Raw genomic sequence first — 17,065 nt, 5'->3', positions numbered from 1 at the left:
ATAGTAACACTTTCGGGGGATAGTCGTCTTGTGTTGTTTCCACTTTTTTTGTGCTATATTAACATTGTATTGCAGCTGTGGCATCAGGCAGCAGGTCTGCTGAATATGAACCGCCGAGGTGAGGACAGAACATGCAAGTCTCCGTATTGAAAGCCGCCGCACTCATTGATCCGCAGGTGCAGTCCAATTTTCATATCGAGTATTCAATCAGGCAGACAACGCCGCTTCATCGGCATGATTATTTTGAGATCTTCATTATTACATCCGGCAAGTGCACGCACCATATTAACGGGGAGGCGCAGTATCTGGAGAAGGGCATGATGGTCTTTATCCGGCCGGATGATACGCATTATTACGATTTTTATGATGAAGAGACGGACTGCCAGTTCATCAATGTGAACTTTTACAAAGAGGTGGTAGAAGATGCCTTCAAATATTTTGAAACCCCAGTTTTTGCGCAAAAGTTGAAAGGCTTGCAGATGCCGCCTTGTATTATTTTACCGCCTGCCGATATGGAGGCATTGATCCGCAAGAGCAAGCAGATTCATCTGTACACGAGTATAGACAAGCAGAAGGCCAGAATTATGGCCCGGAGCTTCCTGACGGATGCGCTGACCTATTACTTTTTCAAGGAACAGGATGAGAATCAGAAGAAGATGCCCCAGTGGCTGGACGCGCTCCTTCTTGAGCTTCAGAAAAAAGAGAATTTTACTGGCGGGCTAAACCGTCTGAATGAATTGTCACGGCACAGCGTCGGCCATATAAACCGCGTATTCAAGCAGTATCTTCATACGACGCCGACGGCTTACATTAATCATTTGAGGTTGGTGTATGCCAAGAACCTGCTGTTGACTACAAACCTGACCATTCTGGAAATTGCGTTAGAGGCCGGCTTTGACAATTTGAGCCACTTCTATCATCTGTTCAAAAAAAATTATGGTGCTTCCCCAGGAAAAATCAGGTATCGTTAAATTAGGCCGGGAACATATGTTCAGCAGCAAGCCGAAATGATAACAAGGGGAGAAACGTAATGAGCCAGGAAATTGCAGAATTTATTGAAGTATTGAAGGAGCAGTGACAGAAGGAGCTGTCTGCCCAGTTGCGCGGGGTGGGGTGAGCCGAACTGCCGGAAGGCAAGTTCGACGGTCCGCCGGAAAGAAAACGCTGAAGCTGCGGAAAGACGACACGTTGGATAATGCGCAGCTTGTATCGCTGTTGAGCCAGGCTTCCGCATCGTTGTAAGAATTGGGAAGGCCTGCTGTTCGAAAGCAGAGCATATGCATTAAAATTTGAAACTCTGCCTTCTTTTGAGCATCTTCAATACTACCTCAGGATATACCGGCAGGAGGTTTTTGCGCCAGCATTGTTAAGCTCAACGGAATCGGATGTTTCAATTCTGCTTGGACTCGTCATTCATTGCGATCCACCCATTTTTTTGAAAAGTAGTGGTATAATTTTTTTCGCGCTCTCATTAAGATCTGGGCAAGGGCCTGTTCAGTTGTATTCAATTCCTGTGCAATTTCTTTATAAGATTTTTCTTCAATGTAAAATAACAAGATGGCCTGTCTATAATTTGGGCTTAGCTCATTTAAGGCTTGATGGAGCACTTCATTGCGGATTTGATCCTCTACCTGATCCGCCAGCATTTGCGCTTGGCTCACAGCTGTGAGCTCTATAGCAGCGTTATGCTCGGAGATTGGGTAATATTTTTTATTCTTCTTGAAGTAGTCGTATGCGATGTTGCGGGCCACTTTTTTAATCCAGGCTTTCATATTTGTAGTATTGGTTAATTTTGGAGCTTTCGCAACGACTTTCAGGAAGGATTCCTGTACAATATCCTCGGCTAATTCATGATTGCGGAACAAAAAGTAAATATCCCGATAAATCAGATTCCGATACGAATGAAAGAGCAATTGCTGGGAGTTGCTGTCCATTTGACTGAAATTGCTGCGTAGGAAGGTGTTCCATTGCTCCTGCTCCATAATCCCACCCCATCTTGCGTACTGTGAACATAGTATAAAATGCGAGACAGCCCACCCGAAATATATCTTTAATCCAATTTTAGCATATATAACCATATTTTAAATCTTATATAATGAAAATTTTTGGTAGAATTTTTTTGTCAGGAATCAAGTTTGATAGAGGAATGCTATTACATGGTTGTTTGGTTCAGGCGGCGGTGGTGTCTGTTTTGACGGGGAGAAGTTAAGATATCAACGAGGTATTCAAAGTATTAACTATGACTTCATTTTGGTAACCAACACAATAAATCCCGGCATATATTGCCGGGATTTTGTATTTTTTTTAGAACAGACAGACGGAGCCGCATACTGGCAAGAAAGCACGATGCCGGTTACTTATTAATTTCCGCCAGACGGTTGATGCCCGGCCAGGGAAATATCCTGGAGCAGATTCTCACTGCTTTTTTCAAGCTGCATGGGAAAAAGCGCGACTTTGTCCGGAACAAGCGCCTTCAAAGCCGGGAACACGGCAGCCGATGCAAAAATTTTGTCCAAATGCCCGTAAGCATCCGCTGCCTGTTCACTCTCATTCCAGCCGATGGTCTCGTACCGGATCTGTTCAATCCCCGCCTCGCGGACCCTGCTGGCCATCCAGTCGCCGCCAGTCGTGCCGAGGCAGACGAACGCGACGTTCGTCCCGTGCTCCAGCCTGGAAATCTCCAAGAGTGCTGCGCTGTCGACGGTAGCGCCAATGACGACAACTTTACGGTCATATGGTGCGAAAGCGGTTTTGACCTCATCCGCATGGTTCAGCGTAGTCACGATAATATGATTGCGTTGAACGATTTCAGCGATTTCATGGCCGGGGCGGCTGCATTCATCGAGGAAGAGGGTTTCCACTTCTGCGCCGGCAGACTTCTCAATAGCCTGGCGATAGAAGGGATAATCATGCCCTTCGCATTCGACAAACAGAATTCGCAGCTTGCCCGCCGGCCGGGGATTATGGAGCAAGATATACGCCAGGCTTGCCAGAAAAAACGGTTGCAATCCAAAGCCCTCGGCCTTTGCCTCACGAACTGCATTTTCGACAATGCCCTGCATGGGCATCCGCTCCTTGCGAAGCTGCTGTGTCTCCAGACCGTCTGTAACCTGTGTGCCGCGGCCCTTTTGCATCGTGACAAGCCCTTCATCGCGCAATTGTGTATAAACCCAGTTGATCGTATTCCGGTTCAGGCGAAGCTCTTCGGCCAATTGGTTGGCTGAAGGGAGCATGTCTCCAGCGGCGATATGACCGGTCCCGATCAGCCATTTGAGCTGTTCCTTGATTTGGGTATTCACGTTGAATGTCAATTCATGGTCAACTTGAAGCACAAATTCCTTGTCTACCATGAAGTACACCCCATTTCATAGTTTTCTAGTCTTATTATATCCTTGTTCAAATGAATAGCAAACGATTATAGTCATGGGGGATAAGAAAGTAATTGACATGATCATAAATAGGATATATAACTATTTAAATAGTAAATTATGAATTTGGGTGTGATAGGACGATGGATAAAGAACAGGGAATGGGCTTTTTTGCAAAAATGAGAGGTGTTGGCAGAAGTCCGTTGAAAGTGAGCGGAAGAAATGCGGTGCTGGGCTTGATTGGCGGCTTTGTCACGATTTTTGTCCTGGCGAGCCTTGCTGATTTAACGTCCACGCCATGGGTTATGGCTCCGTTTGGCGCAAGCTGTGTATTGGCTTTCGGATTATGGGATGCCCCCTTGTCACAGCCTCGGAATATTATCGGAGGACACTTGATTTCCACCTTTATAGGGCTGCTCCTGTTTCATATGTTTGGCAGCAGCATCTGGGTGATGGCGGCAGGCGTTGGACTGGCAATTGGACTGATGATGCTCACCAAAACGACTCATCCTCCTGCGGGTGCGGATCCGCTAGTGGTCATTATGGCCGGGAGCGGCTGGTCCTTCCTGCTGACACCTGTGCTTGCCGGTTCAGTATGCATTGTGATCATTGCGCTCATTATCAATAATTTGCACAAGCACCGGCGTTATCCGACTTTTTGGTTCTAAAATAAAAGCCTTCCGTTTGCAATTCAACAGCAGATACAGGGCGACACTGGTCCGGGTCGGTACAAATATATTTGGAGAGCGGCTGCTGCCCGACAGCTATCAATGGAATGAAGGGCTAAAATAAGGGAACCTGCCGGGGCGGTCGAACTGTCTTGGCAGGTCCCCTGTTTCTGTCTGCATTTTCCTGTACGAGCTCTTTATGTTTCCAAATTATGATTGTGACGGGTTCGTTTCCTGAAAAGGCTTTGGCTTTTTGATTGTTAACTGCCTGAGCGATTTCAAATTGACGAGTATGAGCCCTAGCACAATTGTAATCCCCCCAATTACCGATATAAGAGATACAGACTCATGATAAAGCCAGACGCCGAGGAAAAGCGCGATCAGAGGCGAAATATAGAGCCAGGTTGACGGGAAGACAGAATTTGTTTTGGCGACCAGCCAATAGAAAATCGTGTGCCCGACCATGGAGCCTGCGGTAATCAAATAAAACAAGGATAGCATGGCATCCGGTGCGAGTATGGACCCAGGGCGGACGTTTTCGGTAAACAAAGACAGCAAGAGCAGCATGATTCCGCCATGCGTCATTTGTGCGGCATTAAGCGCAATCGGGGATGTATCCGAAAAGCGCTGGATGACGCGCCGTGAATAGACGGCTCCGGCAGCATAGCAAAATTCGCCAACCAGAACAACAAGACAGGCCACAATCCAAATTGCACTGAATGCAATCGTCACTCCGGGCATAATTAGCAAAACAACCCCGACTGTGCCAACCAGGCAGCCTGCCCAGGCACTAACCGGAAGCTTCTGATCAGAGAGGCGGCTTTGGATCAGCAAAATCATAAGAGGTCCAGTAGCTGACAGGACTGCCGCAACACCGGAGCTGACATATTGTTCAGACCAATACAAAGCGGCGAATACACCAAAGGTCAACCCTGCGCCTGTAAGCATCATTTCTTTCCGGAGAAACAGCGAAAGCCTTGCTTTTCCCCTCCATACAGACCACAAGAACAGAATTCCGCCTGCCAGAAAAAAGCGGATGCCTGCCGAGAAGAACGGCGGCGCCCCCGCATCTACGCCCACCTTGATTGCCAAAAATGTAGTCCCGAAGATTAGGCACATAACGATGTAATTGAACATGATCATTGATGATTCCTCCGTTTCCTGTACCTATTGTAAGCGGTATTGAGCAGAACAGATAAAACTGGATAGAACAGATTGCCGGGAAATCTTTTATAATAGAGAGAAAAGGGGGCGGAGCTATGCTGTTCAAACAAGTGTATGATTATCTGCTGGAGCGGATTCAGCGCGGCGAATGGAGCGAGGATGAGAAGCTCCCGTCCGTCCGGTCTTTGTCTGCGGAGCTTCATGTTCACCGTCTGACCGTATTCAAGGCTTACCAGATGCTCAAGAACAACAACAAGGTCTATGTCAAGGACAAGCAGGGCTACTATATCCAGACCGGGGCAGTGATGCCTTTTCATTCTCTTCAAGACCCGATTGTCCTGGCAAGTGTACAGGGAAGCAGCCTCTCGGAAATTCATGATGTGAAGGTGGACTATCAATTTTCCAAAGCGCTGCTTGATCCAAATCTCCTGCCGAACCACTACTTTGCGGAATATGCGAAGAAAGTATTTGATCTGTATCCCAAAGTGCTGGGAACCTATTCGACCATTCAGGGCGATCAGGAGCTAAGGGAGGCTTTAACCCGTTATTTTACGGAGAAGTACAGGTTCTACATCACGGCGGACGAGTTGCTTGTGACCTCCGGTTCCCAGCAAGCGATTGATCTGGTCGCAAGGGCGCTTGTCAGGTCCAGGGATATTGTGCTTGTGGAGCAGCCCACGTACAGCCCGGCCATTGATGTATTCACCAGACTCGGAGCCCGGATGATTCCGGTCGAAATTCACCCGCATGGCTATGACCTGGATCAGGTGGAAATGCTCATGCAGCAATTCAAGCCGCGGCTGTTCTATATGAATCCGACCTTTCATAATCCTACCGGATATACCATCCCGGCCGAGCAGCGCAAAAGGCTGGTGGAGCTTGCACAGACATACCGGTGTCTGATTATGGAGGATGACCCGTACCGGGATATCTATTTTGGCGAGAAGCCTCCGTTTCCGCTGTTCACTTATGACACCGCAGGGTATGTGATCTATATCCGAAGCTTCAGCAAATATGTGGCTCCCGGACTCGGGATATCCATTGCTGTCTGCCGCCCTGCTGTCATGAGGGAGCTGCTTCGTGCCAAGTCGATATCGGACAGTGGAACGCCTCTGCTGAGCCAAAAAATCTTTTTGCATTATTTCTTCTCCGAGCGTATGCAGCAGCATCTGGTTAAGCTTAGAATTGCCCTGGAAGTCCGCAAGGAAATTATGGAGGAGGCACTGTCAGACACCGGATGGAGCTGGGAAAGCCCGCAAGGGGGCTTTAACCTGTGGATCAGGCTGCCGGATCATGTGCAGATGGAGAAGCTGCTGGAGACAAGCATCGCCAATTCCATCACCTTCGTTCCGGGGTATATCTTTGATTCGTTCAAGGGGTTCAGATCCTGGATTCGGCTCAGCTACGCCTATCTGAATGAGCAGCAGCTGCGGGAGGGGATGAGGCGATTTATAAGTCTTGTCCCTGCACCGTCAGGACTGCTGGAGGCAAGCCAATAATGACACGGCTTCGGCATGTTCATAAGCCTGTTTTTGAATGTGCTTTACGGTTTCTTTAAAAAGAGGGGATAAACTACTATCAGTAATGGAAGGAGTGACGCATGCTGGATACACACATTTTAATCGTTGAAGACGATCCGAAAATAAGAAAGCTGCTCAAACTATATTTGGAAAAAGACGGATACGAGATCATAGAGGCGGATGATGGGGAAAAAGCCAAGGAAGCCTTCCAAAAATTCGATCCCTGCTTTGTAATCACAGATTTGATGCTCCCGAAGGTGAGCGGGGAAGAACTGTGTACATGGATTCGCACCGAGCTCAAAAGCGATATCCCGCTTATCATGCTGACTGCCAAAGTAACGGAACAAGAACGGATTGAAGGCTTGCAGATGGGTGCGGATGATTATATTATCAAGCCCTTCAGCCCTCAGGAGGTCGTGACCCGTGTGAATACGGTTCTTCGGCGGACATCCAACCGGTGCAGCAAGATCAGCTTCAAGGGTCTCACCATCAAGCCGTCACGCGGAGAGGTCAAGTACAACGGGACGAACATTGCACTGACGCAGCATGAATTCAAGCTGCTGCACTTTTTGATGCGGAATCCGAATCAGATTTTGTCCAGAGAGCAAATTTTGGGCGAGCTCTATCCGAATGAGGAGAAGAGCGTGATTGACCGTACAGTAGATGTGCATATGGGCAAGCTCAGGGAAAAAATCGAGACGTCGAACGAAACACCACGTTTCTTCGAGACGGTTCGCGGAATGGGGTATCGCTTTGCAGCCTATTAAACAGCTTGCGTTGTGGAAGCAGCATGTGGCCTGGAAGCTAATCGGGCTCAATGTGCTGGTCATGCTGATTGTGATCTGGCTGGCCGGTGTGTCGGTCAAAGATTTTGCCTGCCTGCTTGTAGCCAATTATCAGCTTGCCGGTGATGAGAAAAATTACTTTTTTGACCGGACGATGAATTTTTACCTGATCCGCGCCAGCTTGCTGGCGATTGCCGTAGCTGCCATCATTCATTTTGTGTTCATTAAAAAAATATTGTCCCCGCTCAAAAAATTAACGCAGTCCACGCGCCAGCTGACAAGCGGTTCATACCCGAAGCCCGTAGACATTTCATCCACAGATGAAATCGGAGAACTCGCCAGGCATTTTAATGCGATGACCTTAACACTCAAGCAGACGGAAGAAAACCGCAAGCGGATGCTTAGCCATGTATCCCATGATTTGCGGACTCCGCTAAGCAATCTCCATGGTTATCTGGAAGCGCTGAGCAATGGTGTAATTGCCGGTGACAGAGAGCTGTATATGTCTCTGCTGGAGGAGACCCGGCACATTACCCGGCTTGTGGAGCAACTGCACCAGCTGGCTGTATGGGAGGACCGTCAGGCAGGGAGCATAGCCGCAGGCGAGATTCAAATGGAGGAGCTGATTATGCGGAGCGCGCAATCCTTTCAGCTTGAGCTCCATAGCAATAAGCTGGAGCTGGAGATGTCGGTGGAACCAGGCATTCTATGGAGCGACGAGGACGGGCTAAAGCAGGTGCTGACGAATCTGATACAGAATGCCATCTGCTATAGCACCGGGCCCAAGATCTGGCTTTCCGGCGAGGCGGGGCCAAATGAGTACCGGATCACAGTCAGCAATATTGGCGAGCCGCTGCCGGAACCGCTGCAAGAATTGGTATTCGAGCGCTTTTATCGGGCAGATCCGGCAAGGCATCGCGCGGGGAACGGAACCGGCAGCGGCCTTGGCCTGGCAATTGTCAAGGAGATCGTTACCAAGCTTGGCGGCAATGTCGGACTGATTTCAGAGCATGACAAGCTTTCGTTTTGGATTACGATTCCCTGTGATTGAGGGCAAAGGATAAGCAAGAGGAACGATGAGAAGGGCTGACAAGCAGAGCATACTGCTTTTCAGTCCTTTTTGTGATGCTTGTTTTCGCCAAATGGGCTTGCAGTTCCGTTATTCATGGATGGAACTTTTTTCATAATGCTGCTTTATCATTTCTTTAAACACGGCAGGTAAGCTGTTGTACAGGAAGGGGGCAGGGAGTTGCACAATATTCAAATTGGAACCATGATCCTGAATGGGCCGCTGGTTCTATACCTGATACTCGGAGCAGCAGGCTGGCTGATTTTGAAGTACCGGCTGCGGGAAGCAGCGGGACGTGAGCTGATATTGTCCAGTGCAGGGAATGCGTTCTGGCTGTGGCTGCTCGTCTGGAAAGGCAGCTTTATCCTGTTCCATCCGGTTGAATTCATTCATACTCCGTTGGCAGTGCTCTATTTCGATGGCGGGTCACGGGGAATATGGCTGGCGGCATTGGTATCCGTATCGTATCTCGGGTATCGGTCATGGAGGCATGGTTGGCCTGCCCGGTTATGGATGACAAACGGGGTGTGGCTGATTCTCGGATGGTGGCTGGCCTATCACAGTTTATTGCTTGTCGTGGAGGGTGGGGTCGTCTTGCATCACGCAGCAAGCGCTGCCTTGGCTGCAGGTTGTCTGATGTTCCTGATCAGGCCGCAACGCCTGAACGGTAAGGGGAAGGAAGCGGGTGCTGCCGTCTGGTTCTCCATCGGCAATGTACTGCTGATGTTTTTGAATCCTGACCGTTCATTGTGGTGGTTGTCCTTCAGCAAACAGCAAATTGTTTTTTTGCTGGCTGCCGCGCTTATTACCGGGTGGCCCTTGTTTGCTGAGAAGATGAAGAAGGAAGGTATACATGGATAATATTACGATTTTAATTGCATTTGCAGCGGGCATGCTGTCCTTTTTATCGCCTTGCGTGTTCCCGCTTATTCCCGCTTACGTGTCCTATTTGACAGGCTCGTCCTTTGAGGATGGCAAGCTTGTGGTGCATCGGGGGAATCTGATTTATCAATCGTTGTTTTTTATTTTGGGCTTTAGTCTGATTTTCATAGCAATGGGCGCTTCCGCAAGCTTTGTCGGCCGTTTATTTGCCCAGGAGCGCGAACTGGTCCAGCGGATTAGCGGGTTGCTGATCATTATTTTTGGCATGCAAATGACCGGTCTGCTCAATCTGCGCATCCTGATGTCCGGCAAAGTATGGGAAACCAAGCCGGGCATGAACCGTGGCGCAGTCCGTTCGCTCTTGACCGGGCTGGCATTCGGGGCCGGATGGAGTCCATGTGTAGGGCTGGCGCTCTCTTCAATCCTGCTGCTGGCGGGCTCTGCAGAGACGCTATGGAGCGGAATCGGCATGCTGGCCGTCTATTCGCTTGGGCTGGGGGTTCCCTTCCTGTTGATCTCATGGCTGCTTACTTACTCGATGGGCATCATCAAAAAAATGGGCAAGTGGATGCCGCTCCTGTCTAAAATCAACGGATGGCTGCTTATTGCCATGGGTCTATTGCTGTTTACCGGGCAATTGCAAAGGCTTAGCGCATTTCTTGCCCAATATACGTTCTGGGAATTCAATTTTTAATCAAGGGAGACGGTCAGGATGAAAAAAAGCTGGATTGCAATTATTGTTTTGCTTGGGCTGGTCGCATATGGCGGCTATGATTATTTTAGCAAGTCTGATTCAAAGGCGGCGCAAACCACGGACGCCGGGGACAATGGGCTTGTGGTCGGAATTGAAAGGGGCCAGCTTGCCCCGGACTTTGTATTGCAGAATATGCAAGGGGAGGAGGTACGCCTTTCCGATTATCAGGGCAAGACGGTCATGGTTAACTTTTGGGCAACATGGTGCCCGCCATGCCGGATCGAAATGCCGCATATGCAAGAATTTTTTGATGATCACCTTGCAGAGGACATCATGATTATCGGTGTCAATCTTACACCGACCGAGAAATCACTGGACGACATCCAAGCCTTCGTAGACGAGCAGCAGTTGACGTTTCCGATCGTACTCGACGAGGAGGGAATTGTGAATCAAACCTATCGGGTTGTAGCCTATCCGACAACCTATATTCTCGATTCCAAGGGAGTCATCCAGGAGAAGTTCCGGGGAGCGATCAGCTATGACACGATGAAGAATGCGGTTGCCAGAATTAGATAAAAGAGCAATAGCTCTTGTGTTCGTCCTTCATAACCCGGATAATAGGGCTTACCATCATGCAGAGGAGCAGAGGCGAATGCTCCTCATTTTTTCTATTGGAGGCTTAGGTTGTGAATAATGCAAGCTCGGAGTGGGCGGAATCCCGCTTTCCTTTATATACTATCCACAGTATTGATTCGCTCTACGGAACCTCAAATTTACCGGTCCATACTATAGATGAAGAGCATGCTGTCCTGATTGCCATTGCTTCCGGCAAAGGCACCTTAAGCATTGAAGATCAGACCTTCGAACTGCTCGAAGGAGGAATTGTTCTGATTCCTGCATTCACATCCGCAGTATTGCTGATGAATCCGCGTCACCCTCTTCATGCCTACAAGCTGACTATCGGTACCGGGGAGCCGGGACATGCTTTGCACGGGGATGCTATGGTGCGCAGAAGCGATGTGGCCTCTGGCACAAGCGTCCTTTTTCTCCCCTGCGAGCCTGTAATCACCGCCAATGTGGAGGAGCTGTACCGCCACCGTCTGCCTGAGGATGAGCTTCGTCATGTGAAAAACCAGATTTTATTTCACCAGCTCATTCTGGAGCTGTTGGAGCGGCAGGATGTCAGCGATCAGGCAGTCGAGCAGCCGAGTATGGAACGCAGCATTGCTTATCTAGAGACCCGTTTTCATGAGAAAATAACCCGGGAGCAACTGGCTGCCATCGCGGGTATCAGTTCATCCCACTACTCGATTTTATTCAAGCAGATGACGGGCTTTTCTCCCAATGAATATTTGTCGCGGCTGCGCGTGCACCGGGCGATGGAGCTGCTCATTGGCAGCACAGCCACGCTCAGGGAAATTGCGCTCAAGGTCGGCTACAAGGATGAATTTTATCTTAGCCGCCGCTTCAAGGGGCAGACCGGCGCTTCACCTTCCCGCTATGACCGCGGTTCATCCCCGCGTACGGCTGTCATGCTTACACCTTATGCGAGCCACCTGCTGCTGCTTGGGCTGGAGCCTGTCATTGCAATTGCAGAGAGCAGCGAGTACATTCATACGGAAAGCCTGCTGCAGCCGCAGACGATGATGTTTCTCCATACGGGCAGTTCCCCCAGGCAGATTCAGTCCGTCCTGCTTGAGAACAGCATCGGACTAATCATTGCCGCCCGGCAGCATCTGAACATACACGGGCTGACTGCCGAGCAGCTTCGGGCAGCTGCCCCTGTCATTGAGGTATCCTGGATGGAGCTTGGCTGGAAAGAGCATCTTCGTCTGATTGCCCATGCCGTCCAGCGGAGCGGGAGAGCGGAGCAATGGCTCGCTGATTTCGAGCAGGAGGAGCGGGAGGCACGCCTTGTTGTGCAGCAGACTGCGGCGGCAGCCGAAGTGATTACGATTGTTGTACTCCGTCCGCAGCAGATTCTCGTGTACGGGGCGAGGAATGTTGGTTATGTCTTGTATCAGTCGCTCGGGCTCAATCCGCCGAATCGGATCAGAACGGAGATGGAGCGGAAGAAGGACCAGTTCCATTCCGTTCCAATCGCTCTGCAGGAGCTTTCAGAGTATGCAGGAGACCGGCTCTTAGTTATTGTATATCCCGATGCGAAGGGTTCAACAGCACATGCAGAGGCCGTGTTCCAGGCTCCGGAATGGACAAGTCTGGCTGCGGTACAGCAGAACCGGGTTCACCATCTGAGCCTGGATGAGTGGATTCCATATAATCCGGTCTCCATTCGTCTTCAGCTTCATCGGGCAGTCGCCTTATTGACAGGCGATCAATAGTCCAAGCTCTTTTTCCAACAAAAAGGCATGGTTTCAAACAATAAGCCTCCCTATAATAATCTATGTAAATGGGAATGGTTTTCATTATCGATTAGAAGCCTCATTTGCGGGATTATTTCTGGAATGGATACATGCAATTAATAAGGGAGAGAGACCTGTATGAAAAAGCTTTTTGTTCCGATTGTTCTATTGTTAGTAATGATGCTGAGCGCCTGCGGAGGCAATCAGGCGGTGAATACTGCCAAAGGCAGCGATTCATCCTCTGAGCCGGCACAGAATACAAACACGCAAGATTCCGGCACGGTGACCTATCAGTCCGAGGATGGCCCGGTTGAGGTGCCGAAGAATCCACAGCGTGTCGTCGTTTTGACCCGTTTCCTGACTGGCAACGTGATGGCGCTGGATGTGCCGCTGATTGGTGTAGATGAAATGTCCAAGGAAAATCCCCGTTTCGCTGAGCGGCTGAAAGATGTGGAATCGGTCTCGGACGAAAGTCTTGAGAAAATCATGCAGCTGCAGCCGGACCTCATTATTGGGCTTTCAGGTATTGCAAATGTGGATAAGCTCAAGTCAATCGCGCCTACTATTACGTATACCTACAACAAGCTGAGTTTCCTGGATCAGCAGATCGAGATCGGCAAATTGCTGAACAAGGAGAAGGAAGCCCGGGCATGGGCTCAGGATTTCCAGGCGCGTGCCAAAAAAGCCGGTGAGGAAATCCGTGCCAAGGTCGGCGAGGGTGCAACAGTATCTGTTGTTGAGACGTTCAACAAACAGCTTTATGTATACGGCTATAACTTTGGCCGCGGTACAGAAATTCTGTACGGAGAGTTCAACCTCGGAATGCCTGAGAAAGTAAAAGAAGGAACCAGCAAGGATGGCTATGCGGCATTATCGAATGAGGTATTGGATGATTACTTCGGCGATTATGTCATCTTCAGCAAAAACGCGGATGAGGACAATTCCTTCCAGGATACAGCTGTCTACAAAAATACGGCAGCCGTGAAGAACAACCGGGTCTATGAGGTCGATGCCAAGTCCTTCTATTTCAATGATCCGCTCAGCCTTGAATTCCAACTGGAGTTCTTCATTAAGAGCTTCCTGGGCAAGTAATTCAGTTTCTTCACTTTATAGAATGAGCCGAATCCGCCCGCCTTCATTGAAGGATATCAACAAACCCGTCCACTTTTTGAAGTGGGCGGGTTTGTTGTAGCTGTCTGCCTATTATTTCATAATATGAAATCGGAGCCATCATTCATGGAAAGCGATGTGGGATACGATCGAGGCGTGGATTGGGGCATATGTACAACGTGCATTGATCTATATGTGTAAATAATGATAGAATAAAGTATCAAAATAGATATTGGTTTATCATTTTATACAAATATTAAAACTGCTTCAGAGCATCGGATAGGAGAAACAGAATGGAACATATTCAAATCGTCAAGGGACATCCGGCATCCGATGCCGGCGGCAAATTGAACAGCATGGCGCTGGATTATATGGCGTATCCGCTTGTAGGCTCCACAGAGAAATCCTTAATTGAGCAGACACTGGGCGATCTTTGGGGCAAGAGTGCAAACCGCTTCAGCCATCAATATGCGTTTGAAGCGAAATTAAAGGACAAAACAATCGGCATGATAACCTGTTACCCGGTCCCGGTGATGAACAAGCTGGCATGGCCTACAATGCGTCAGTTGATTCAGCTTCGCAAGTGGAGCCTGATCCGCCATTCCCTCCAAAATTTGAAGGCTGTCTTCTCCATGATTTCTTTAAATGAAGGCCGAGCGGGAGAATATCATATCGGGACTTTGGCTACGCTGCCGGAGAGCAGAGGGTATGGCGTTGGCTCCAGGCTGATTCAATTTGCGGAGGAGCAGGCAAGGCGCGGCGGCTACGGCAAATGCTCCTTGACGGTCAAAAAGGATAATAACCAGGCACGCAAGCTGTATGAGCGGCTTGGGTATACCATTGCGGATTCTATTGAGAAGCCGCCGTATTCCTTATATCGGATGGTGAAAAGTTTGGAGCCGTAAGGCTCTTTTTATTTTGCTCAAATTTTAGTAAAAAAGACAACATTATGGCTTTGCATGACGTCTAATTGATATTGAATCCATTCAAACAGGACGGTGTCAACCGATGAAAAAATTAATTTATATCCTTGTAAGCATACTTGTAATCGGCAGTCTTCAGTCCGCGGTTCCCGCAGCAGCCCCTGTTGCATCAGCGAAAGCGTCCAAAGCAACGGGGGAGCTAAAAGCAGAAAAGCTCAGCTTTGCTTATGCCGATGAATCGGGCAAACGGCTGCTCGGATTTGAAAAGAAAAATCCGAAACGGTATGTACAGGCGGTCACAGCTCCCGGAAAAATTCTCCCCATCAAGTTCAATAAGCATCAGAAAAGAAACGAGCAAAGCACAGACCGACAAAATCATTATAATTTTGACAAGGACCAAGGGGAGTTATTCACGGTTATAAAGGGAAGTGTCCCGGGTGATGAAAGTGTTCTGCTGGCAGAGAAGGATGCTTTCCAGGGACATGAGTTTTTAAGCTATAAGCCTTCCGGCAAAGGAAAGCTGACGAAGGACGTTATCCGTAATATTGAGAAAGCCAAGAAGCGCAAAGCCGTCTCGCACGAGGTGATCGGCCAGGCGGGCAATGGAGTGACGATAGGGCTGGTTGTGTTTGAGAAGAAAAAGGGGCAAAAGCCGCTTGCAAGCCTGGTTGTGGCCAGTAAATCGGGCCTTCTCTTCGAAGATTTCCCCGGCAATGACGATTTGCAGTCTACGTGGCGGGTTGACGATGGCGGAGAAATCGATGCCAGTATGTTCAAGGTGTTGTTCGTTACCAAATCCAAAGTGGGTTATGCTCTTGCCTATGAATGGTTCGGCTTCGAAGGCTGCTCGCTCAATGTCATTCAGCAGCAAGGCGGCAAATTCCGCGACATCCTGAGCAACTACCGTTATACGGCACCATTGTAATCATAAAAAGATGAAGGGCCGCTCATTGGAGCGGCTCAGGCTGTCGAGAAAGTCTCGACAGCCTTTCTTATATCCAAAATGTTTAACACGACACCGCGTTAATACTATATACTAATAGTAACCAATTATGAACGGATGGTGTTCTTGTATGCTGAGGTCTAATCGAGATAAACAACAGAACTTTGAACTGGTTTCCATTGAAGATTTGGTGCCCGCTGATCATATGTTGCGTAAGATCGATCGGTATATTGATTTTTCTTTTATAGACGAAAAGGTACGCCACCTCTACTCCCAAGATAATGGCCGCCCTGCTATCGATCCGCTCGTTCTCTTCAAGATGATTTTCCTGGGTTATTTTTATGGCATACGTTCCGAGCGCCAACTGGAACGTGAGGTTCAAACGAATGTGGCATACCGCTGGTTTCTTGGGCTAGGACTCACCGATCGTGTACCCGATCACACGACAATTAGCTGGAATCGCCGGACTCGTTTCAAAGACACGACTGTATTTCAAGATATCTTCGATGAAATTGTGCTGCAAGCCATCTCTCATCGTATGGTTGGCGGCCGCGTGCTTATTTCGGACTCTACTCATGTCAAAGCTAGTGCGAATAAACACAAGTTTACCAAAGCTCAGGTACAACAAAACGCGCGAGACTACCTCGATGAGCTGAATGCAGCGGTGGAAAGTGAACGAAAAACACAAGGAAAAAAGCCCTAAAACCACGGGAGGAGGTGAACGAAGACAAGGAAGTGAAGGTCAGTACAACAGACCCTGATAGCGGCTATATGTACCGTGAAGGGAAGCCGGAAGGATTCTTTTACTTGGATCACCGTACGGTCGATGTGAAGTACAACCTCATCACGGATGTTTTCGTGACCCCCGGAAATGTGCATGATTCCGTGCCGTACCTCTCGCGATTAGATCGTCAGCGTCACCAATTTGGGTTTCAGGTAGAAGCCGTCGCACTGGATTCCGGCTATATGACCACTCCGATTTGCAAAGGACTTGAGGAACGAAATATTTTTGGTGTGATTGCGCACCGCAGATTTCACCCCACAAAAGGGTTGTTTCCCAAGTGGAAATTCACCTATGATGGAACGCGGAATGTGTATGTATGCCCAGCACAACAAGTGTTGCCCTACCGAACGACAGACCGCCAGGGTTACCGCCACTATGCTTCGGATCCCAAGCAATGTGCATCTTGCCCCCTGTTAGCCACATGTACACGATCTCAAACCAAACGAAAGATCGTCACACGGCATATCTGGGAGGACAGTAAGGAACACGTGCGTCTAAACCGGCTGAGCAAGTCGGGGAAACGGCTGTACCGAAAACGAAAAGAAACGATTGAGCGAAGCTTCGCGGATGCTAAACAGCTCCACGGGTTTCGCTATTGCCGGTTGCGGGGGTTGGGCAACGTTATGGAACAAGCGTTGATGACCGCTGCCGTTCAGAACATGAAGAAGATCGCCCTTCATCTTGAGAAGAGAGGATGAGAGGGTTATCCCCCTCTCGTTCGCTACGCGAACGCTCATAAAACAAAAGAGAAACCCAACGTTTTAGAAAAAACGTGGGTTTCTCGACACTCTG

16 protein-coding genes are annotated in these 17,065 nt (G+C 49.0%); 13 read left to right on the top strand and 3 right to left on the bottom strand.

The features are described 5' to 3' along the window. Window positions 1–131: 131 nt before the first annotated feature. Window positions 132–971: a helix-turn-helix domain-containing protein gene (locus H583_RS0111375; RefSeq protein WP_028560579.1), complete on the top strand. Its 840-nt coding sequence runs from the start codon at window positions 132–134 to the stop codon at window positions 969–971. 438 nt (window positions 972–1,409) lie between these two features. Here the strand turns inward: H583_RS0111375 and H583_RS0111370 are convergent, their stop codons facing one another. Next, window positions 1,410–1,982 (bottom strand): RNA polymerase sigma factor, encoded by a 573-nt coding sequence (locus tag H583_RS0111370; protein WP_028560578.1) that lies wholly within the window; start codon window positions 1,980–1,982, stop codon window positions 1,410–1,412. A 378-nt stretch (window positions 1,983–2,360) separates the two neighbouring features. Next, entirely contained in the window at window positions 2,361–3,350 is a 990-nt protein-coding gene (locus H583_RS0111365) for a GntR family transcriptional regulator (RefSeq protein WP_036709304.1), read from the bottom strand. Between the two features lie 161 nt (window positions 3,351–3,511). On the opposite strand from H583_RS0111365, the gene H583_RS0111360 reads away from it, so the two are divergent. Beyond that, window positions 3,512–4,036, top strand: a complete 525-nt coding sequence (locus H583_RS0111360) for an HPP family protein (RefSeq protein WP_028560576.1) — start codon at window positions 3,512–3,514, stop codon at window positions 4,034–4,036. 210 nt (window positions 4,037–4,246) lie between these two features. On the opposite strand, the gene H583_RS0111355 is transcribed toward H583_RS0111360, so the two are convergent. Further along, window positions 4,247–5,179: a DMT family transporter gene (locus tag H583_RS0111355; RefSeq protein WP_028560575.1), complete on the bottom strand. Its 933-nt coding sequence runs from the start codon at window positions 5,177–5,179 to the stop codon at window positions 4,247–4,249. Window positions 5,180–5,295: 116 nt separating this feature from the next. On the opposite strand from H583_RS0111355, the gene H583_RS0111350 reads away from it, so the two are divergent. From H583_RS0111350 to H583_RS36080, 11 genes are all read left to right on the top strand, one after another. Then, window positions 5,296–6,699, top strand: a complete 1,404-nt coding sequence (locus H583_RS0111350; RefSeq protein ID WP_081667134.1) for an aminotransferase-like domain-containing protein — start codon at window positions 5,296–5,298, stop codon at window positions 6,697–6,699. A gap of 101 nt (window positions 6,700–6,800) precedes the next feature. Beyond that, window positions 6,801–7,487, top strand: coding sequence for a response regulator transcription factor (locus H583_RS0111345; protein WP_036709298.1), 687 nt, complete (start codon window positions 6,801–6,803; stop codon window positions 7,485–7,487). Beyond that, window positions 7,474–8,556 carry a sensor histidine kinase gene (locus H583_RS0111340; protein WP_161631197.1) on the top strand — a complete coding sequence of 361 codons (1,083 nt, stop codon included), beginning with the start codon at window positions 7,474–7,476 and terminating at the stop codon, window positions 8,554–8,556. The genes H583_RS0111345 and H583_RS0111340 overlap by 14 nt, the downstream gene beginning before the upstream one ends. Before the next feature lie 198 nt (window positions 8,557–8,754). Continuing rightward, complete coding sequence (locus H583_RS0111335; RefSeq protein WP_028560571.1) at window positions 8,755–9,435, top strand: hypothetical protein; 681 nt, start codon at window positions 8,755–8,757, stop codon at window positions 9,433–9,435. Then, window positions 9,428–10,150, top strand: coding sequence for a cytochrome c biogenesis CcdA family protein (locus H583_RS0111330; RefSeq protein ID WP_028560570.1), 723 nt, complete (start codon window positions 9,428–9,430; stop codon window positions 10,148–10,150). Before H583_RS0111335 ends, H583_RS0111330 begins: the two co-directional genes overlap by 8 nt. A gap of 18 nt (window positions 10,151–10,168) precedes the next feature. Beyond that, window positions 10,169–10,726, top strand: coding sequence for a peroxiredoxin family protein (locus H583_RS0111325; RefSeq protein WP_028560569.1), 558 nt, complete (start codon window positions 10,169–10,171; stop codon window positions 10,724–10,726). 110 nt (window positions 10,727–10,836) lie between these two features. Then, entirely contained in the window at window positions 10,837–12,492 is a 1,656-nt protein-coding gene (locus H583_RS0111320) for a helix-turn-helix domain-containing protein (RefSeq protein WP_028560568.1), read from the top strand. A gap of 159 nt (window positions 12,493–12,651) precedes the next feature. After that, window positions 12,652–13,605 (top strand): iron-hydroxamate ABC transporter substrate-binding protein, encoded by a 954-nt coding sequence (locus H583_RS0111315; protein WP_028560567.1) that lies wholly within the window; start codon window positions 12,652–12,654, stop codon window positions 13,603–13,605. Between the two features lie 311 nt (window positions 13,606–13,916). Continuing rightward, window positions 13,917–14,528, top strand: a complete 612-nt coding sequence (locus H583_RS0111310; protein WP_028560566.1) for a GNAT family N-acetyltransferase — start codon at window positions 13,917–13,919, stop codon at window positions 14,526–14,528. 103 nt (window positions 14,529–14,631) lie between these two features. After that, window positions 14,632–15,471, top strand: a complete 840-nt coding sequence (locus H583_RS0111305) for a hypothetical protein (protein ID WP_028560565.1) — start codon at window positions 14,632–14,634, stop codon at window positions 15,469–15,471. 148 nt (window positions 15,472–15,619) lie between these two features. Then, a protein-coding gene (locus H583_RS36080; RefSeq protein ID WP_245585872.1) for an IS1182 family transposase occupies window positions 15,620–16,971 on the top strand; the annotation gives its coding sequence in 2 pieces (ribosomal slippage) (window positions 15,620–16,187 and window positions 16,187–16,971; 1,353 coding nt in all). Window positions 16,972–17,065 lie beyond the last annotated feature (94 nt).

The sequence above is a fragment of the Paenibacillus pinihumi DSM 23905 = JCM 16419 genome, from assembly GCF_000422505.1.
In the GTDB taxonomy this organism is placed as follows: Bacteria; Bacillota; Bacilli; order Paenibacillales; family Paenibacillaceae; genus Paenibacillus_D; species Paenibacillus_D pinihumi.
Note: the sequence above shows the minus strand (reverse complement) of the source record. Positions and strands in the feature narration are given on the sequence as shown.